Here is a 17,743-nt window from a genome sequence, read left to right as displayed (position 1 = left end):
GCGTCTCATCGCCGTCTCATACGGCGTGGGTAGGATCAGGACGACGCGGGCCTCGGAAGCCCGCCGGAAGGGATGATCGTGACTGAGGACCAGAGGGAACCGAACATCGAGACCGCGGATGCCGAGGAGGCGCCGCAGTACGGACTGGGGCCGTTCTCGATCCGCGAGGTCGCCCTGATGGGCACGTGGCTCGTCGCCTTCGTCGTCTCGTTCTTCCCGATCTACGGCGAGATCGGCCGCGGACCGTCGGTGTGGAGCAACGGCATCGACTGGGTGCTCACGATCGGCGTTCCCACAGCCGCCGTCTTCCTCATCGTGCTTCGGCGCCTCTCACCGCAGGGAATTCGGCGGGTGGGTTCGCTGGGCATCGACCAGTTCGCCTCCGTCGCGTTCTCGGTGTCGACGGTGCTGTGGCTCACGATGATCTGGAACTCGTTCATCACACTTGCCAACCAGCGCTTCTTCGCCGCGACGTGGGTCGTGTGGGTGGAGTTCTTCCTCATGCTCGCCGGCGTTCTGCTGACCGTCTTCGCACCCTTCATCGCGCCGTTCGCGCAGGACTTCAGCGGACGCCCCGAGGTCATCGCGCACCGCAGCGCGCGCCCCGTCCGCCCGGTGACGCCTCGCCCGGTTGCGCAGCCTCGTGCGGAAGCGGCGTCCGAGGGTGCGGCATACGGCGCCTACCCCGACTACGCACCGCCCGCGGCGCCCGCCGCTCCGGCTCCGTACGAAGCCGCCGCCGGTGACATCGACGCCGCGGCTCCCGCGGCGAGCGAGCCGCTGCGCGAAGAGTCCGTCGGGGCGGAGGCGACGCATGCGGACGCCACCGACTCAGCGCCCGCGGCAAGGTCGGCGACGGCCGAGACGACCGCCATCGATACCGAGGCCTGGGAGTCGGCGCAGGCGCCGACGTCAGCGACCGACGCGGACGCCGCTCCGGCCGCGCAGCCGCGTCACCAGGCCTTCTGGGCTCTCGTTCCCGAGGAGCGAGACGTCGTCGACGAGATCGGCATCCCGGTGTTCCGCATCGGACCGACCGCGTGGGCACTGGTCATCGAGGATCGCGGCGACGCCTTCGTCGTTCGTCACGAAGACGGCCGTATCGGCTATCTTCACGACGTCTCCGGGGTCACCCGCGGCTGAACGGCTGTCTTCCCGATCCGATGGCATCGCCGGCCGCGATACCGTAGACGGATGCTCCGGACGATCGATCTGCGTGGGCGCGAGCTGACGCACGCCGAACTGCTCGCGACTCTGCCGCGCGCCACCGCCGCGCGCGAAGAGGCCCTCGCCACTGCGGCGCGCATCGTCGATGACGTCGCCGCACGCGGGACCGAGGCACTGCGTGAGCAGGCCGAGCGCTTCGACGGCGTCACGGGTCACGATGTCCGGGTCCCCGCGGCCCACCTCGACGAGGCCCTCGATTCGCTGGATCCGGCCGTGAGGTCGGCGCTCGAGCAGGCGATCGAGCGGGTGCGCGAGGCCTCCGCGGCGCAGGTGCCCGCCCCTGCCGTGACCGAGCTCGGTCCCGGCGCCCGCGTGAGCCAGCGCTGGCAGCCGGTCCGTCGTGTTGGGCTCTACGTGCCTGGAGGCAAGGCTGTCTACCCATCGAGCGTCGTGATGAACGTGGTGCCCGCGCAGGTCGCGGGCGTCTCGGAGATCGCCCTCGCCTCGCCGCCGCAGCGCGAGTTCGGCGGACGCGTGCACCCGGTCATCCTCGGTGCCGCCCGCCTCCTCGGGGTCACTGAGGTGTACGCGATGGGAGGAGCGGGCGCCATCGGTGCCCTCGCCCACGGCGTCGCAGACCTGGACCTGGATCCCGTCGATGTCGTGACCGGTCCCGGCAACAACTTCGTCGCCGCCGCGAAGCGGGCGGTGGCAGGGCTGGTGGGGACGGACGCCGAAGCCGGCGCCACCGAGATCCTCATCGTCGCCGACGACAGCGCCGACGCCCGCCTCGTCGCGGCCGACCTGATCAGTCAGGCCGAGCATGACGAGCAGGCCTCGGCGGTGCTCGTCACCACTTCGGAGCGGCTCGCGGCAGCCGTGCTCGCCGAGATCGCTCCCCGGGCCGCAGCGACCCGCCACGCCGCGCGTGTGTCGGCGGCGCTCACGGGTCCGCAGTCCGCGATCGTGCTCGTCGACGATCTCGCAGCGGCCACGGACTTCAGCAACGCGTACGCTCCCGAGCACCTCGAGCTGCACCTCGAGAACCCGCGCCCGGACGACTTCGTGCACGCCGGCGCGATCTTCGTCGGCGACGCGACACCCGTGAGCCTCGGCGACTACCTCGCCGGCAGCAACCATGTCCTTCCGACCGGCGGGCAGGCGCGGTATTCGGCCGGCCTGTCGGCAGCGACGTTCCTGCGGCCGCAGCAGGTCATCGAGTACGACCGCGCCGCCCTCGCCGTCGTGCGCGATGCGATCGTGACCCTCGCCGAAGCCGAGGCGCTTCCCGCCCACGGCGAGGCCATCACGGCGCGGTTCGACGCGCCCGCCTCCGCCGCGGGCCAGACCGGGGGTCAGGCCGGCGCCACGGCGTAGGCTGTCTCTGCCATGCACTGTCCGTTCTGCCGCCACGCCGATTCGCGCGTGATCGATTCCCGCACCAGTGACGACGGCCTCAGCATCCGTCGCCGAAGGCAGTGCCCGCAGTGCGGCGGTCGCTTCACCACCGTCGAGACCGCGAGCCTGAACGTCATCAAGCGCTCCGGCGTGATCGAGCCGTTCAGCCGTGAGAAGGTCATGTCGGGCGTGCGCAAGGCCTGTCAGGGCCGTCCGGTCACCGAGGCCGATCTCGCCGTGCTCGCGCAGACCGTCGAGGAGAGCATCCGGCAGACGGGCGCGTCCCAGCTGGACGCGAACGAGATCGGACTGGCGATCCTCGGCCCGCTGCGCGACCTCGATGAAGTGGCGTACCTGCGGTTCGCCAGTGTCTACCAGGCATTCGACTCTCTCGAGGACTTCGAGGCGGCGATCGAGCAGCTGCGGGTCGACCACAGCCGGGCCCGAGTCGCCGATACCGCAGACGACACGGCCACGGTGGACTGACACACAGCAGGCGCACACGACCCAGCCGCCGCCGCATCCTGACGGTGCTGTGCGACCGGATAGCCTGGACGGGATGTATCCGCTCCTCTTCCGCACCGTGCTCTCGCGCATGGATCCCGAGTCGGCTCACCACGCGGCGATGGCGGTGATCCGGGTGCTGGGCGTCCCACCGTTCTCGTGGGCGGCGCGCGTACTCACCCGGCCGGCGCCCGAACTGGCGACATCGGTGCTGGGGCTTCGCTTCGAGTCGCCCTTCGGTGTGGCAGCCGGCTTCGACAAGGACGTGAAGGGCGCGGCCGGTCTCTTCGCGCTCGGCTTCGGCCACGTCGAGGTGGGCACCCTCACGGCGATCCCGCAGCCGGGCAACCCGCGGCCGCGCCTCTTCCGGCTGATCCCCGACCGCGCGGTGATCAATCGCATGGGCTTCAACAATCACGGAGCCGAGGCAGCTGCCGCGCGGCTGCGCCGGCTCCGGCGTCGTTCGCGTCGCGCGGTGCTCGGCGTCAACATCGGCAAGAGCCGCGTCGTCGACGTCGCAGAGGCGACCGCCGACTACGTGCGCAGCGCCTCGCTGCTCGCGCCGCTGGCCGACTACCTCGTGGTCAACGTCTCGTCGCCCAACACGCCGGGACTGCGAGGCTTGCAGGCAGTCGAGACTCTTCGCCCGCTGCTGCAAGCGGTGCGCGACGCCGCAGGCGCAACCCCGCTCCTGGTGAAGATCGCGCCCGACCTGGCGGACGACGAGGTCGAGGCGGTCGCACAGCTCGCCGTCGAACTCGGCCTCGCCGGCCTCATCGCGACCAACACGACGATCTCGCGCGAAGGTCTCGCGACCGATCCGGCGACCGTCGTGGCCGCCGGCGTGGGCGGACTGTCAGGAGCGCCGCTCAGGGCGCGCTCACTCGAGGTGCTCCGTCTCGTGCGTGCGGCGGTGCCCGCGGACTTCTGCGTCGTCTCGGTGGGCGGCGTCGAGACCGCCGCCGACGTGCAGGAGCGATTGGATGCGGGCGCCACCCTGGTGCAGGGGTACACCGCGTTCCTCTACCGCGGGCCGCTCTGGGCGCGTCAGATAAACCGAGGGCTCGCGAAGCGGAGCTGAGGCGCGGCCTCTGGCCGGCGGAGACCGGTCAGGCGGGCTTCTGGCCCCGCTTGACCTGCGGCTTCGGCAGGCGCAGGAACCGCATCTGCACCGTACGCATCGCCGCGTACCAGCCGAGGCCCTTCTCCAGCTTGCCCTCGCCGAACTTGCGCTTGACGGCGCGCTTGACGGCGATCGAGGTGATCACCATGTCGCCGATCACGAACAGGATGAAGATCCACAGCCCGATGAAGGCGTAGTACTGCACGGCGGGTGCCGGGATGAACGTCGCGAGGATGACCAGCACCATCGCGGGCATCACGGCCTCGCCGAGGTGCCAGCCGGCGTCGACCCAGTCGCGCACGAACTTGCGCTGTGCACCCTGGTCGCGCGCTGGGAGGTAACGCGGGTCGCCGGCGGCCATGCCGAGGCGGGCCTTCTCGCGCTGCGCGGCCAGATCGGCGCGGGCGCGGGCCTTGGCCTCCTTGGTGTCGGCGACGAGAGGGCGCTTGCGGGCGGCCTCCTGCTCCGAGCGCTTGGGGGTGGGTCGACCCTTCGTCGTGGCGCCGCCGACGGGTGCGCCGTTGAGAACGGTTCCCTCGGAGGGGGCCTCGTTCGGGGCGGATGCTGCGGGTGTCTTGGCCACGGGTGTTCCTTGGAGTCAGGAAATGGGGTGGCCTTAAGATTACCCGCATGACCTCTGAGCTCTCCCGACAGGATGCTGTGCGCGAAGCCGCGGCATCCGGCATCCCCTCCGCCATCGCCGATCTGGGCCGACTGGTGCGGATTCCGTCCGTCGCCTTCCCGGGCTTCGACCCGGCCGAGGTGCAGCGCAGCGCGGAGGCGGTCGCGGCTCTCGTGCGTGAGACCGGGCTCTTCGAGAGCGTCGAGATCCGCACGGCGGGGATCCCGGGCACGGGGGAGCAGGGCAACCCGGCAGTGCTGGCCACGCGGGCGGCGCGCAACGGGCGCCCGACGATCCTGCTCTACGCGCACCACGACGTGCAGCCCGTCGGCGACGAGGCGGTGTGGGAGTCGCCTCCCTTCGAGCCCACGGTGCGCGGCGGTCGCCTCTACGGGCGGGGCGCCGCAGATGACAAGGCCGGCATCATGGCGCACGTCGCCGCCCTGCGCGCCCTCAAGGAGGCCGTGGGCGACGACTTCGATCTGGGCGTCGCACTGTACTTCGAGGGTGAGGAGGAAGCGGGATCGCGCTCGTTCGCGCAGTTCCTCACCGACAACGCCGACGCGCTGCGCGCCGACGTGATCGTCGTGGCGGACTCGGGTAACTGGGACGACAAGACGCCGGCCCTCACCGTCTCGCTGCGCGGCAACACGCGGTTCACGATGCGCGTGAAGACGCTGGAGCACGCGTCGCACTCCGGCATGTTCGGGGGAGCGGTGCCTGACGCGATGATGGCGACGGTGAAGCTTCTGTCGACCCTGTGGGACGAAGACGGCGCGGTCGCCGTCGCGGGACTGACGGAGCGGGATGCCGAGACCCCGCCGTACAGCGAAGAGACCCTGCGTGATGAGGCCGGTCTTCCCGATGGCGTGTCGCCGGTCGGCCGAGGCACGATCCTCAGCCGCATCTGGAACAAGCCGTCGATCACGGTCACCGGGATCGACGCGCCGAGCGTCGTCAACGCCTCCAACACCCTCAGCCCCGAGATCTCCGTCGTGATCAGCGCGCGGATCGCGCCCGGCCAGACGGCCCGCGATGCGTACGCCGCCATCGAGGAGCATCTGCGCGCCCACGCGCCGTTCGGTGCTCAGCTGGAGTTCTCGGATCACGACTTCGGCGACGCGTTCCTGGTCGACACGTCCGGCTGGGCGGTCGAAGCAGCACGCGAGGCACTGCACGAGGGGTACGGCGTCGAGTCGGTCGACATCGGCGTCGGAGGTTCCATCCCGTTCATCGCGGATCTCGTGCGGGAATTCCCGGGTGCGCAGATCCTCGTGACAGGTGTCGAGGATCCCCACGCCAAGGCGCACAGCCCCAACGAGTCGCTGCATCTGGAGACGTTCCGAAACGCCGTGCTCTCGGAGGCGCTGCTGCTGGAGAAGCTCGACGCGCGCACGGCGGATGCATGAACACGCCGGGTTCGGAGCCGCCTCACGGTGGGCGCGCGTAGAATCGACGCATCCCGCTGCCCACACGGACCCATCATCCCGGGCGGCCCGTCCGGAGGAGTGCCATGACCGACACCGCACTGACGACTGACCAGACTCAGGCGCCCAGCCGTGAGCATGGTGTGCAGCTGACCGACGCCGCCGCGCTGAAGGTCAAGAACCTGCTCTCGCAGGAAGGACGCGACGACCTGCGACTGCGGGTGGCCGTCCAGCCCGGCGGGTGCAGCGGCCTGATCTACCAGCTGTACTTCGACGAGCGCCACCTCGACGGCGACAAGACCGTCGACTTCGACGGCGTCGAGGTGATCGTCGACGACATGAGCGTTCCGTACCTGGACGGGGCGATGATCGACTTCAAGGACACGATCTCGGAGCAGGGCTTCACGATCGACAACCCGAACGCCGCGGGCAGCTGCGCGTGCGGCGACAGCTTCCACTGACCGGCTGACGACGCGGGTACTTTTCCGGCGGGCCCGGGCGCTTCAAAAGGCGCCCGGGCCCGCCTTTTTCCATGCTGCGAGCAGGATTCAACCTGAGCGGTTGGCCTGAATCCACTGGGCGCTTGCCCTAGACTGGCCAGAGTCCTGTTCGCGATCCGGAAAGGTGCACCGTGCCTTCGAAACGCCGTATCCGCTGGGCCGTTCTCCCACTCGGGATCGCAACGGCTGCAGTCCTCGCCGGATGCACCCCGACGGAGTTGCACGGCTACCTTCCCGGCTTCATCGAGAGCGGCCAGCCCACCACCGACCGCACCGACATGGTCGCGGGCCTGTGGGTCAACTCGTGGATCGTGCTGCTCGTCGTCGGCGTCATCACGTGGGGCCTCATGGGCTGGGCGGCGATCGCGTACCGCCGCCGCAAGGGACAGCGCGGACTGCCGGTGCAGCTGCGGTACAACATGCCGATCGAGATCTTCTACACGATCGTGCCGCTGATCCTCGTTATCGGCTTCTTCGCCTTCACCGCGCGCGACCAGACGATCCTCGAGACGCAGTTCGAGGATCCTGATGTCGAGATCACCGCGATCGGCAAGCAGTGGTCGTGGGACTTCCAGTACGACGGCGAGACCGACGAGGACACCGTCTGGACGATGGGCGTCCAAGCTCAGACGGACGCGCAGGGCAACGTGATCAGCGAGCTGCCCACGCTCGTCCTCCCGGTCGACCAGAGCGTGAAGATCAAGCTGCAGTCGCGCGATGTCATCCACTCGTTCTGGATCATCGACTTCCTGTACAAGAAGGACATGTACATCGGGAAGGACAACTACTGGTCCTTCACGCCGACCCGGGAGGGCACGTACGCCGGCAAGTGCGCCGAGCTGTGCGGCGAGTACCACTCGATGATGCTGTTCAACGTCGAGGTCGTGAGCGCCGAAGAATACGAGGACTACCTCGAGACGCTCCGCGACGCCGACCAGACGGGCGACATCAACGACGCCTACGACCGTCTGCAGAACCAGCCGGGCACGGGTGGGACGCCTGAGGACGAAGAGGGAGACAACTGATCATGGCGACGACGCTTCCGCTCGAGGAGACGACGCAGGGTCGCCCGACCACCCTGCCGCCGCGTCAGGCCGCACTGCTCAGCGCCACGCGCGTGGAGCAGAAGGGCAACATCATCGTCAAGTGGATCACCTCCACGGACCACAAGACGATCGGCTACCTCTACCTCATCGCATCGGTGATCTTCTTCCTGCTGGGCGGAGTGATGGCGCTCATCATCCGCGCTGAGCTCTTCGAGCCCGGCATGCAGATCGTGCCGACGAAGGAGCAGTACAACCAGCTCTTCACGATGCACGGCACGATCATGCTGCTCATGTTCGCGACCCCGCTGTTCGCGGGTTTCGCGAACGCGATCCTGCCGCTGCAGATCGGCGCGCCCGACGTCGCCTTCCCGCGTCTGAACGCCTTCGCCTTCTGGCTGTTCCTGTTCGGCTCGACGATCGCCGTCGCCGGCTTCCTGACGCCCCAGGGTGCGGCCTCGTTCGGATGGTTCGCCTATCAGCCGCTGGCCGGAGCGACCTTCTCACCCGGTGCCGGAGGCAACCTCTGGATGCTCGGTCTCGGTATGAGCGGCTTCGGCACCATCCTCGGTGCCGTGAACTTCATCACGACCATCATCACGATGCGCGCACCCGGCATGACCATGTGGCGCATGCCGATCTTCTCGTGGAACACGCTGGTCACCAGCATCCTGATCTTGATGGCGTTCCCCGTGCTCGCCGCGGCGATCCTGGCGGCCGCCGCCGACCGCGTTCTCGGCGCCCACATCTACGACCCCGCCAACGGCGGTGTGCTGCTGTGGCAGCACCTGTTCTGGTTCTTCGGGCACCCTGAGGTGTACATCATCGCGCTGCCGTTCTTCGGCATCGTGTCGGAGATCTTCCCGGTGTTCAGCCGTAAGCCGATCTTCGGATACAAGACGCTCGTCTACGCGACCATCGCGATCGCGGCTCTGTCGGTCGCCGTGTGGGCTCACCACATGTACGTCACAGGCGCCGTGCTGCTGCCGTTCTTCGCGCTCATGACGATGCTGATCGCGGTGCCGACGGGTGTGAAGATCTTCAACTGGATCGGCACCATGTGGCGCGGTTCGGTGACGTTCGAAACGCCCATGGTGTTCGCCCTCGGCTTCCTGGTGTCGTTCGTCTTCGGTGGGCTCACCGGCGTGATCCTGGCTTCGCCGCCGCTGGACTTCCACCTGTCGGACTCCTACTTCGTCGTGGCGCACTTCCACTACGTGGTGTTCGGAACGGTCGTCTTCGCGATGTTCGCCGGCTTCTACTTCTGGTGGCCGAAGTGGACCGGCAAGATGCTCAACGAGCGGCTCGGGTACGTCCACTTCTGGATGCTGTTCATCGGCTTCCACATGACCTTCCTCATCCAGCACTGGCTCGGCGTGGACGGCATGGTCCGCCGCTACGCGGATTACTCGGCCGCCGACGGCTGGACCTGGCAGAACCAGGTGTCGACGATCGGCGCGATGCTGCTCGGCGCCTCGATGATCCCGTTCCTGTTCAATGTGTGGATCACCGCGCGCAAGGCACCAAGGGTGACCGTGAACGACCCGTGGGGCTACGGTGCGTCGCTGGAATGGGCGACCTCCTGCCCGCCGCCGCGCCACAACTTCACGTCGATCCCGCGCATCCGCAGTGAGCGCCCCGCGTTCGACCTGAACCACCCCGAAGCCGGCATTCCCGTCGGCGTCGGACCGGCGAAGGACGCGCCCGAAGCCCCGGTTGCCGACCTCGCCGAGGGAGAGGTGAAGTAAGTGCGCACCAACGCCGGACTGTGGTGGCTCCTCGCCGCCTTCTTCTTCGTGGTCTTCGTCTTGTACACCGGATGGAACCTCATCTCGCACTGGGACACCAACGCCACCGGCGGTCAGTCCTACTGGGAGACCGTGACGCTCTCGATCGAATGGGTCGGCAGTGTCGCACTGCTGTTCACCGCCTTCATGGGCGCCCTGATCGCGTTCTACATCGGCAAGGTGCACAAAGCGCAGGGCGGCGAGCTTCCCGAAGACGTCCTCACGGCCGACATCGACGACGGCGACCCCGAGCTCGGTGAGTTCAGCCCGTGGTCGTGGTGGCCCATCGTCCTCGCGTTCTCGGCGGCCCTCGCGATGATCGGGCTCGCGGTCGGGACGTGGCTCATGCCGATCGGCCTGGCGGTGTTCGTCGTCGCGATCGTCGGCTGGGTGTACGAGTACTACCGCGGCTACTTCGCACGCTGACCTGGCTCGAATCTGATCTCTCGGTCGTGCCGATTCACCGACGTGAGGCTCCATCCATGATGGAGCCTCACGTCGTCCTGCTGTCGGCTGCCGTCTCGGACGTCGGCGCGCACCGCCTGGTCAACCAGGACGCGGCCTTCACCGCGTCGTGGGGCGTCGCCGTCGCGGACGGCGTCGGCGGGGGACCGGCAGGTGACCTCGCGTCGGCGGCCTTCGTGCACAGGCTGGCTGCCGGACGCCCGACGGGCCTCGAGACGGAGCAGTTGGCGGCGAGCGTGCGTGCCGCGAACTGGGATCTGCGTGCGCACGTCGAGCGGGATCCGTCACTGTCGGGGATGGCCACGACTTTCACCGGACTGTTCGTCTCAGGAGCAGGAGCGCTGTTGCTCGCGCACACCGGCGACTCGCGCGCCTACCGGCTGCGGGATGGCGTGCTGACTCGGCAGACCCGAGACGACTCCCTGGTTCAGGCTCTGGTCGACCGGGGGATCGTGGCAGAGGAGGATGCGGCATCCCATCCTCGCCGGAACGTGATCACCGCATCGCTGAGCGGTGCCGAGCGCGATGAGCCCGCGATCGTGGAGCTCGAGCCGCGATCGGGCGACCGCTGGCTGCTGTGCAGCGACGGACTGTCTGACTACGTGCCGGATGCCGAGATCCTGACGCTTGTGGCGGCTCACGCTCGCCCGGAGGATGCCGCGCGTGCCTGCGTCGATCGCGCGCTGGAAGCCGGCACGTTCGACAACGTCACCGTGGTCATCGCCGACGTCATTCCGGGGCAGCTCGCCGAGGGCATCTCGGCTGAGCCCGCCTTCTACGGGGCGGCGACGGATCGATTCATGGAGGGGCTCGAATCCGCCTGAGCGGCGCTCAGACGGCTGCTGGCGCGCGTACGACCATCACCTGGGAGTCGAACACCCGGGGGAGGGCGCCGCCGTCGTTCTCGGTCGGCTGGCCTTCGCGGACCCAGTACTCGTAGCCGCCGATCATCTCCCTGACGGCATACCCCAGCTTTGCGAACTCCAGAGCGCCCTTGGCGCCGGCGTTGCAGCCCGGACTCCAGCAGTACACCACGACGGGCGTGGCGCGATCGATCTCAGAAGCAGCGCGATCCACGATCTCGCGGTACGGCATATGGACAGCGCCCGGGATGCGCCCCTGTGCCCACGCCTCGTCGCTGCGCACGTCGACGATCACGAACTCCTCCCCGGCCTTCTGCGCCGCATACACGTCCGAGGCATCCGTCTCGAGGGCGAGTTTCGTGGAGAAGTACGTCAGCGCATCAGTCATGTCTTCACCCTATGGAGGACCATCGCCGTGCTCGGCGGCCGTCGCCGACATCGGTCGGCGGAATCCTGCCGTTTGTGGACGGCTCCGCGCTCCGGGAACAAGCGATGCCCGGCACGACCGATGAGGGTCGTGCCGGGCATCCGGCTCGTTCGCGGTGCGTCCTATTCTCCGGACTCCTTGTCGCGGTTGCGCGGCGACGTGGTGCCGGGCCCCGCTTCGGGGACGATCACGTTCGAGGGGCGCACGGCCGTCTCGGAGTTGCGGCCGTCGTCGATCGGGGTGTGAGGAGCATCCGGGACACCGGCGCGCTCGTGTGCGCCCTGCAGCTCGGCGTCCTCCTCCGCGGCGATGTGATCGAGCGAGTGGTGCTGGTGTGCCAGCGCCGCGTCGAGTTCGCCCTGGGTGACAGGGGAGAGGCGGTCTTCGAAGAACCACCGCGAGATCGACGCGCGCAGGTTCTCATGCCACGGGATGCGTCCCTTGGCGTTGGGCCGTACGACGAGGGGCTCGTAGATCTCGTGGTCGACCAGCTTGTAACGGTCGTATTCGTCGACGGGCTGGTGGACCTCGATGTACTCGCCGCCGGGGAGTCGGACGATACGGCCCGACTCGTAGCCGTGCAGAGCGATCTCGCGGTCCTTCTTCTGCAGTGCGAGACAGATCCGCTTGGTGACGAAGTACGCGATGATCGGTCCGACGATCAGCAGCGCCTGGAGGGTGTGGATGACGCCCTCCATCGTGAGCCAGAAGTGGGTCGCGATGATGTCGGACGATGCCGCAGCCCACATGACCGCATACAGGGTGACGCCGGCGGCACCGATCGCGGTGCGGGTCGCGGCGTTGCGCGGGCGCTGGGCGATGTGGTGCTCGCGCTTGTCGCCGGTGACCCACGCCTCGATGAAGGGGTAGATCAGCACGAGGACGAGGAAGACGCCGATCACGCCGAGCGGCACGAGGATGTTGAACGACCACGTGCGGTCCAGGAACACGAACTCCCAGCCCGGCGGGATGAGGCGGAGCATGCCGTCGGCGAAGCCGATGTACCAATCCGGCTGCGTACCGGCCGACACCGGCGACGGGTCGTAGGGGCCGTAGTTCCAGATCGGGTTGATCGTGAACAGCGACGCGATCAGCACGATCACACCGAACGTGATGAAGAGGAAGCCGCCCATCTTGGACATGTAGACCGGCATCATCGGGTAGCCCACGACGTTGCTGTTCGAGCGTGCCGGGCCCGCGAACTGCGTGTGCTTGTTGATGACCATGAGCATCAGGTGCAGCACGAGCAGGGCGACGAGGATGGCGGGCAGCAGCAGGATGTGCAGCGTGTAGAGGCGTCCCACGATCGCCGTGCCCGGGAACTCGCCGCCGAACAGCAGGAACGAGGTCCAGGTGCCGATCAGCGGGATGCCCTTGACCATGCCGTCGATGATGCGCAGGCCGTTGCCCGAGAGGACGTCGTCCGGCAGCGAGTAGCCGGTGAATCCTTCCGCCATCGCCAGGACGAACAGGATGAAGCCGATCACCCAGTTGAGTTCGCGAGGCTTGCGGAACGCGCCGGTGAAGAAGATGCGGAGCATGTGCACGCCGATGCCGGCGACGAACACGAGTGCAGCCCAGTGGTGGATCTGACGGACCAGAAGGCCACCGCGGATGTCGAACGAGATCTCGAGGGTCGAGGCCATCGCGGCGGACATCTCGATGCCGCGCATCGGCAGGAAGGCGCCGGTGTAGTGGGTCTCGACCATCGACGCCTGGAAGAAGAACGTCAGGAACGTGCCCGACAGGAGCACGACGACGAAGCTCCACAGGGCGATCTCACCCAGCATGAACGACCAGTGGTCGGGGAAGATCTTGCGGCCGAGCTCCTTGACGAAGCCGGAGAGACTGGTGCGCTCGTCGATGTAGTTGGCGGTGGCGCCGATGAAGCGGCCGCCCAGCGGCTTGTCACGTGCCGGGAGCGGCCCGTCGGAGACGGCCGGCTCCCGAGTGACGTTCTCGGTGGGGTGAGTGGCGGTACTCAATGACGCTCCCAGAAGCTCGGGCCGACGGGTTCGGTGAAGTCGCTGCGCGCGACGAGGTAGCCCTCGTCATCGACGGTGATGGGCAGCTGCGGCAGCGGGCGGGCGGCCGGTCCGAAGATGACCTTCGCGTGGTCGGTCACATCGAACTGCGACTGGTGGCAGGGACACAGCAGGTGATGGGTCTGCTGCTCGTACAGCGCGACCGGGCAGCCGACGTGCGTGCACACCTTGGAGTACGCGACGATGCCGTTGTACGACCACTCCTTCCGCTGCTCCGACTCGGTGAGCTGCTCCGGGAGCAGGCGCACCAGCAGGACGATGGCCTTGGCCTTCTCTTCGAGGTAGCCGTCGTGGTGCGAGAGTGCCGCAAGCTCCTCAGGGATCACGTGCACGGCCGAGCCGAGAGTGAGGTCGGCGGCGCGGATGGGCTCGCCGCTCGGGTCGTGCGCCAGACGCATGCCCTCCTTCCACATCGTGTGCTCGAGGAGTGCGACCGGATCGCCGGCGTTCGGGTGCTCGGGGGAGCTGAACGGCGCCAGGCCTCGGAACAGCACGATGCCGGGCGCGATCGAGGCCACCAGAGCCGCGATCATCGAGTTGCGGATCAGCACGCGGCGACCGAAGCCGGACTCGGCGTCGGCGTCGGCGAACGCCTTGATGGCGGCCTCGCGGGTCGAGTCGCGCCCGCGCGTCGCGTGGCGGGGCTCGATGAACTCCTTGTCGGAGACGATCGCCTTGGACCAGTGGATCGCGGCGATGCCGATCGCGAGCAGCGCGAGTGCGATGCCCAGGCCGATGAAGAGGTTGTTGTGGCGGATGTCGATGATCCGGCCGCTCTCGATCGGGAACAGCATGTACGCCGCGATGGCCCAGATGCTGCCGGCGATCGACAGGTAGAAGAGGGTGTAGACGGTGCGGACCGCGCGCTTCATGGCGGCGGGGTCCTTGTCGGTCATCCGCTCGCGGTGCGGCGGGAGCTCCGGATTGCGCACCGGGTCGTTCACCGCGACGGCGAGCCCGGGGGAGGGCTTCCAGGAAGCCCTCTCGTGCTCGAGCGGGTCGTCCTCGTGTGCCATGCTGCTCCTCGTCAGTGTTGCGTGTTCGTTCGTGATCAGTTGGACTTCGCCGTGATCCACACGGTCAGTGCGATCAGCGAACCGATCCCGAAGATCCAGATGAAGAGGCCCTCGGACACGGGGCCCAGCGAGCCGAGCGAGAACCCACCCGCCGATTGGTTGTCCTGCAGGTAGAGCAGGTAGGTGATGACGTCGCGCTTCTCTTCGGTCGTCAGCGTCATGTCGTTGAAGACCGGCATGTTCTGGGGACCCGTGACCATCGCCGCGTACATGTTGAGCGGAGTCGTCTCGTGAAGCGCCGGGGCGTACTTGCCTTCGGTCAGCGCACCGCCGGCGCCGGCCACGTTATGGCACATGGCGCAGTTGATGCGGAACAGCTCGCCGCCCTCGGCAGCGCTGCCCTCGCCGTCCAGGACTTCCTCGTCGGGGAACGTGGGACCGGGAGCGATCGACTGGATGTACTCGCCGATCGCGGCGATCTGCTCGTCCGTGAACTGGGCGGGCTTCTGCGGCGCCTGCGGACCCTGCATCTGCAGCGGCATGCGGCCGGTGCTCATCTGGAAGTGGACGGCGAGCTCGCCGACGCCGTAGAGGGACGGGCCGTCCTCCGTGCCCTGGACGTCGAGTCCGTGGCAGGTCGCGCAGTTCGCCTGGAACAGGCGCTCACCGTCCTCGACGGTGAGCGCCGAGTCGACGCTGGTCTCCGGCGTGGTGGCCGCCATCGCGGCGGAGGCACCGGCGTAGACGCCGCCGGTGATCAGCAGCCCGAGGCCGATGAGCGCGGCGGTGGCCCAGGGCCCCCGGCGTCCTTTCGAGCGGCGCGTGGTCTCTCGTGCCATGTCGGTGAATCAGCTCCGCTCTTACTTCAGGAAATAGATGACGGCGAACAGGGCGATCCAGACGACGTCGACGAAGTGCCAGTAGTACGACACGACGATCGAGGACGTCATCTCCTTGCGCCCGAAGTTCTTGACGGCGTAGGCGCGTCCGATCACCAGCAGGAAGGCGATGAGACCACCGGTGACGTGCAGGGCGTGGAAGCCCGTCGTCAGGTAGAAGGCCGAGGCGTACGCGTTCGCGCTGATGGGCAGGCCCTCGGCGACCAGCTGCGCATACTCCCACACCTGGCCCGAGACGAAGATCGCGCCCAGCGCGAAGGTCAGCCAGAACCACTCGACCATGCCCCAGCGCTGCCAGAACGAGTTCGACTTCACCGTGTAGGGCTGGAACCGCTCGGCTGCGAACACGCCCATCTGGCACGTGACCGACGAGAGCACCAGGACGATGGTGTTCACGAGGGCGTACGGGACGTTCAGCAGCTGCGTGCTCTCGGCCCACAGATCGGGGGAGGTGCTGCGAAGAGTGAAGTAGATCGCGAAGAGGCCTGCGAAGAACATCACCTCGCTGCCGAGCCACACGATGGTGCCGACAGCGACCGGATCCGGCCGCTTGACGGACCGCATGGCCTGGGAGTAGGTCGCTGTGGAGGTCGTCACACACCCCATTATGGCCGATGCGACGCCGCGATTTTCGCATCGGAGGGCAGTATTTGCCCCCTCCGGAACTTAGGGCGCCCTAAGAGAACACCGCGAGTCGGCCGTGAACGTGCGGTGAACACGCCGGATCGGACCGAGTGCGACGCAGTGTCACGGACGCATTGCGATCTCGCGGCCCCGCTAGGCTTCTCGGTTATGGCGGAGCTCTACACCTGGCCCGGGATCCTGACGGCGCTGCTCGAGAGGCGCGACCTGAGCGTTTCGGAGTCGACGTGGGCGATGCGCCAGATCATGTCAGGCGCTGCGACACCGTCGCAGCTGTCGGGGTTCCTGCTCGCGCTGCGGGCGAAGGGCGAGACCGTCGACGAGATCGTCGGCTTCCGCGACGCGATCCTCGAGGCCGCGCTGCCCCTGCCGGTGGATGCCGCTGTGCTCGACATCGTCGGCACCGGCGGCGACCGCTTCGGCACCGTGAACGTCTCGACGATGGCGGCGCTGGTGGCGGCGGCATCCGGTGTCCCCGTCGTCAAGCACGGCAACAAGGCCGCGAGCTCCGCGTCCGGCTCGTCGGACGTGCTCGGCGCACTCGGAGTCGACCTCACGCTCTCGCCCGAGGCCGTCGCCGAGACCCTGTCGCGAGCGGGGATCACGTTCGCCTTCGCCACGGCGTTCCACCCCGGATTCCGGCACGCGGGCCCCTCGCGCAGCGAACTGGGCGTGCCGACGGTGTTCAACTTCCTCGGTCCGCTGTGCAACCCCGCGCGCGCCGAGGCGAACGCGGTGGGCGTCGCCCACCTGGATCGCGTGCCACTGATCACCGGCGTCTTCCGCACGCGGGGCGCGACCGCCCTGGTCTTCCGCGGCGACGACGGGCTGGACGAACTCACCACGACCGGGCACAGCCGTCTGTGGGAGGTCAGCCGGGGAGACGTGCACGAGCACGACCTCGATCCGCGCGACCTCGGGATCCCGCTCGCCGAGATCGACGATCTGCTGGGCGGCGACCCCGCGCACAATGCCGCCGTCGTCCGGCGCGTGCTGCAGGGCGAGCAGGGTGCCGTCCGCGACATCGTGCTGCTCAATGCCGCCGCCGGCATCGTCGCCTATCGCTTGTTCCGTGACGCGACCGAGGTGCAGAGGCCCATCCTCGAGCGGCTCGCCGAGGCGCGCGACGAGGCTGCCGCCGCCATCGACGACGGCGCGGCGGCGGCGACACTCGACCGCTGGGTCGCGACCACGCGCGAACTCGCCGGCTGAACGTCGGGCTCCGCCCACGGCGGTCTTCCACGCCGTCCCCTGCTCCCGCTAGCGTGAGGCGGGGGACAGCCACCGTCAGGAGGACGCGATGACCGATCAGACCGCCGCCGTCGTGGAAGGATCCGTCGAGCCACCCGCACGTTCGCTCGGCGGAGTCAAAGTCGTCGGGATCCTCGGGATCCTCGCGGGCATCGTGCTGATCGTCGTCGGCATCGTGGTCTGGATCATGGTGTCCTCGCAGCTTCAGGCCGAGCGCATCACGATCCCGGACGACGCGATGGCGTTCCAGGGGCAGACCGTCGCGGGGCCGTTCACCGCGTTCGTGCAGGCCGACATCATCCAGCACCACGCCCTGGAGGCGTCCGAAGGCAAGACGTACGCCGAGCTGCCCCAGGACGACCCGCTGCGCGCCACCATGATGAACGCTTCGTTCCTGCGCGCATCGCTGTTCACCTCGGTGGTGTCGTTCGGAGTCGCCGCCTTCGCCATCGGAATCGGCATCCTGTCCATCATGTTCGGCTGGGCGCTGCACCGGCTGGCCGGTGCGCCGGTCGTCGTGAAGCCGGCGCGAGTCGTCTGACGTGGCACGCATCCCCGAGCCGG

At 68.2% G+C, this 17,743-nt stretch carries 18 protein-coding genes; 12 read left to right on the top strand and 6 right to left on the bottom strand.

The window, feature by feature from the left end:
* Positions 1–72: 72 nt before the first annotated feature.
* The 4 genes from ACLKM7_RS12530 (at position 73) to ACLKM7_RS12515 (ending at position 4,150) form a co-directional block, all read left to right on the top strand.
* The gene (locus ACLKM7_RS12530; protein WP_436447497.1) at positions 73–1,143 is read left to right on the top strand and encodes a hypothetical protein; all 1,071 of its coding nucleotides are present in this window, start codon (positions 73–75) and stop codon (positions 1,141–1,143) included.
* 51 nt (positions 1,144–1,194) lie between these two features.
* Entirely contained in the window at positions 1,195–2,544 is a 1,350-nt protein-coding gene (gene hisD / locus ACLKM7_RS12525) for a histidinol dehydrogenase (protein WP_436447496.1), read from the top strand.
* A gap of 12 nt (positions 2,545–2,556) precedes the next feature.
* Positions 2,557–3,051, top strand: coding sequence for a transcriptional regulator NrdR (gene nrdR, locus ACLKM7_RS12520; RefSeq protein WP_436447495.1), 495 nt, complete (start codon positions 2,557–2,559; stop codon positions 3,049–3,051).
* 73 nt (positions 3,052–3,124) lie between these two features.
* Complete coding sequence (locus ACLKM7_RS12515; RefSeq protein ID WP_436447494.1) at positions 3,125–4,150, top strand: quinone-dependent dihydroorotate dehydrogenase; 1,026 nt, start codon at positions 3,125–3,127, stop codon at positions 4,148–4,150.
* 28 nt (positions 4,151–4,178) lie between these two features.
* On the opposite strand, the gene ACLKM7_RS12510 is transcribed toward ACLKM7_RS12515, so the two are convergent.
* Positions 4,179–4,775 (bottom strand): DUF3043 domain-containing protein, encoded by a 597-nt coding sequence (locus ACLKM7_RS12510; protein ID WP_436447493.1) that lies wholly within the window; start codon positions 4,773–4,775, stop codon positions 4,179–4,181.
* 47 nt (positions 4,776–4,822) lie between these two features.
* Between ACLKM7_RS12510 and ACLKM7_RS12505 the strand changes: the two genes are divergently transcribed.
* From ACLKM7_RS12505 to ACLKM7_RS12480, 6 genes are all read left to right on the top strand, one after another.
* The gene (locus tag ACLKM7_RS12505) at positions 4,823–6,223 is read left to right on the top strand and encodes a dipeptidase (protein ID WP_436447492.1); all 1,401 of its coding nucleotides are present in this window, start codon (positions 4,823–4,825) and stop codon (positions 6,221–6,223) included.
* Positions 6,224–6,327: 104 nt separating this feature from the next.
* Positions 6,328–6,702, top strand: coding sequence for an iron-sulfur cluster insertion protein ErpA (gene erpA, locus ACLKM7_RS12500; protein WP_436447491.1), 375 nt, complete (start codon positions 6,328–6,330; stop codon positions 6,700–6,702).
* Between the two features lie 170 nt (positions 6,703–6,872).
* Positions 6,873–7,766: an aa3-type cytochrome oxidase subunit II gene (ctaC, locus tag ACLKM7_RS12495; RefSeq protein WP_436447490.1), complete on the top strand. Its 894-nt coding sequence runs from the start codon at positions 6,873–6,875 to the stop codon at positions 7,764–7,766.
* Positions 7,767–7,768: 2 nt separating this feature from the next.
* The gene (gene ctaD / locus ACLKM7_RS12490) at positions 7,769–9,532 is read left to right on the top strand and encodes an aa3-type cytochrome oxidase subunit I (protein WP_436447489.1); all 1,764 of its coding nucleotides are present in this window, start codon (positions 7,769–7,771) and stop codon (positions 9,530–9,532) included.
* Positions 9,533–9,997, top strand: a complete 465-nt coding sequence (locus ACLKM7_RS12485) for a cytochrome c oxidase subunit 4 (RefSeq protein WP_436447488.1) — start codon at positions 9,533–9,535, stop codon at positions 9,995–9,997. It begins immediately after the preceding gene.
* A 56-nt stretch (positions 9,998–10,053) separates the two neighbouring features.
* Entirely contained in the window at positions 10,054–10,860 is an 807-nt protein-coding gene (locus tag ACLKM7_RS12480; protein WP_436447487.1) for a PP2C family protein-serine/threonine phosphatase, read from the top strand.
* 7 nt (positions 10,861–10,867) lie between these two features.
* Here the strand turns inward: ACLKM7_RS12480 and ACLKM7_RS12475 are convergent, their stop codons facing one another.
* The 5 genes from ACLKM7_RS12475 to ctaE all read right to left on the bottom strand — a co-directional run bounded on the left by ACLKM7_RS12475 (position 10,868) and on the right by ctaE (position 15,892).
* On the bottom strand, positions 10,868–11,287 hold the full coding sequence (locus tag ACLKM7_RS12475) for a rhodanese-like domain-containing protein (protein ID WP_436447486.1): 420 nt from the start codon (positions 11,285–11,287) through the stop codon (positions 10,868–10,870).
* 161 nt (positions 11,288–11,448) lie between these two features.
* Complete coding sequence (gene qcrB, locus ACLKM7_RS12470) at positions 11,449–13,311, bottom strand: cytochrome bc1 complex cytochrome b subunit (RefSeq protein ID WP_436447485.1); 1,863 nt, start codon at positions 13,309–13,311, stop codon at positions 11,449–11,451.
* Positions 13,308–14,387: a cytochrome bc1 complex Rieske iron-sulfur subunit gene (gene qcrA, locus ACLKM7_RS12465; protein ID WP_436447484.1), complete on the bottom strand. Its 1,080-nt coding sequence runs from the start codon at positions 14,385–14,387 to the stop codon at positions 13,308–13,310. Before qcrA ends, qcrB begins: the two co-directional genes overlap by 4 nt.
* 35 nt (positions 14,388–14,422) lie before the next feature.
* Positions 14,423–15,226: a cytochrome bc1 complex diheme cytochrome c subunit gene (qcrC, locus tag ACLKM7_RS12460; RefSeq protein WP_436447483.1), complete on the bottom strand. Its 804-nt coding sequence runs from the start codon at positions 15,224–15,226 to the stop codon at positions 14,423–14,425.
* 21 nt (positions 15,227–15,247) lie between these two features.
* Positions 15,248–15,892: an aa3-type cytochrome oxidase subunit III gene (gene ctaE, locus ACLKM7_RS12455; RefSeq protein ID WP_436447482.1), complete on the bottom strand. Its 645-nt coding sequence runs from the start codon at positions 15,890–15,892 to the stop codon at positions 15,248–15,250.
* A 186-nt stretch (positions 15,893–16,078) separates the two neighbouring features.
* On the opposite strand from ctaE, the gene trpD reads away from it, so the two are divergent.
* Entirely contained in the window at positions 16,079–17,140 is a 1,062-nt protein-coding gene (gene trpD / locus ACLKM7_RS12450) for an anthranilate phosphoribosyltransferase (RefSeq protein ID WP_436447481.1), read from the top strand.
* Positions 17,141–17,228: 88 nt separating this feature from the next.
* The gene (locus ACLKM7_RS12445; RefSeq protein WP_436447480.1) at positions 17,229–17,720 is read left to right on the top strand and encodes an aromatic ring-opening dioxygenase LigA; all 492 of its coding nucleotides are present in this window, start codon (positions 17,229–17,231) and stop codon (positions 17,718–17,720) included.
* Positions 17,721–17,743 lie beyond the last annotated feature (23 nt).

The organism is Microbacterium sp. I2 (assembly GCF_051364985.1).
Classification (GTDB): domain Bacteria; phylum Actinomycetota; class Actinomycetes; order Actinomycetales; family Microbacteriaceae; genus Microbacterium.
The sequence above is the reverse complement of the archived record's forward strand: the minus strand, read 5'-3'. Positions and strand labels throughout refer to the sequence as shown.

What these genes read in the sequence shown, in the direction of transcription:
- ACLKM7_RS12530 (WP_436447497.1), top strand. Translation starts at nt 73, where the DNA reads ATGATCGTGACTGAGGACCAGAGGGAACCGAACATCGAGACCGCGGAT.
- hisD (WP_436447496.1), top strand. Translation starts at nt 1,195, where the DNA reads ATGCTCCGGACGATCGATCTGCGTGGGCGCGAGCTGACGCACGCCGAA.
- nrdR (WP_436447495.1), top strand. Translation starts at nt 2,557, where the DNA reads ATGCACTGTCCGTTCTGCCGCCACGCCGATTCGCGCGTGATCGATTCC.
- ACLKM7_RS12515 (WP_436447494.1), top strand. Translation starts at nt 3,125, where the DNA reads ATGTATCCGCTCCTCTTCCGCACCGTGCTCTCGCGCATGGATCCCGAG.
- ACLKM7_RS12505 (WP_436447492.1), top strand. Translation starts at nt 4,823, where the DNA reads ATGACCTCTGAGCTCTCCCGACAGGATGCTGTGCGCGAAGCCGCGGCA.
- erpA (WP_436447491.1), top strand. Translation starts at nt 6,328, where the DNA reads ATGACCGACACCGCACTGACGACTGACCAGACTCAGGCGCCCAGCCGT.
- ctaD (WP_436447489.1), top strand. Translation starts at nt 7,769, where the DNA reads ATGGCGACGACGCTTCCGCTCGAGGAGACGACGCAGGGTCGCCCGACC.
- ACLKM7_RS12480 (WP_436447487.1), top strand. Translation starts at nt 10,054, where the DNA reads ATGATGGAGCCTCACGTCGTCCTGCTGTCGGCTGCCGTCTCGGACGTC.
- ACLKM7_RS12475 (WP_436447486.1), bottom strand. Translation starts at nt 11,287, where the DNA reads ATGACTGATGCGCTGACGTACTTCTCCACGAAACTCGCCCTCGAGACG.
- qcrA (WP_436447484.1), bottom strand. Translation starts at nt 14,387, where the DNA reads ATGGCACACGAGGACGACCCGCTCGAGCACGAGAGGGCTTCCTGGAAG.
- qcrC (WP_436447483.1), bottom strand. Translation starts at nt 15,226, where the DNA reads ATGGCACGAGAGACCACGCGCCGCTCGAAAGGACGCCGGGGGCCCTGG.
- ctaE (WP_436447482.1), bottom strand. Translation starts at nt 15,892, where the DNA reads ATGGGGTGTGTGACGACCTCCACAGCGACCTACTCCCAGGCCATGCGG.
- trpD (WP_436447481.1), top strand. Translation starts at nt 16,079, where the DNA reads ATGGCGGAGCTCTACACCTGGCCCGGGATCCTGACGGCGCTGCTCGAG.
- ACLKM7_RS12445 (WP_436447480.1), top strand. Translation starts at nt 17,229, where the DNA reads ATGACCGATCAGACCGCCGCCGTCGTGGAAGGATCCGTCGAGCCACCC.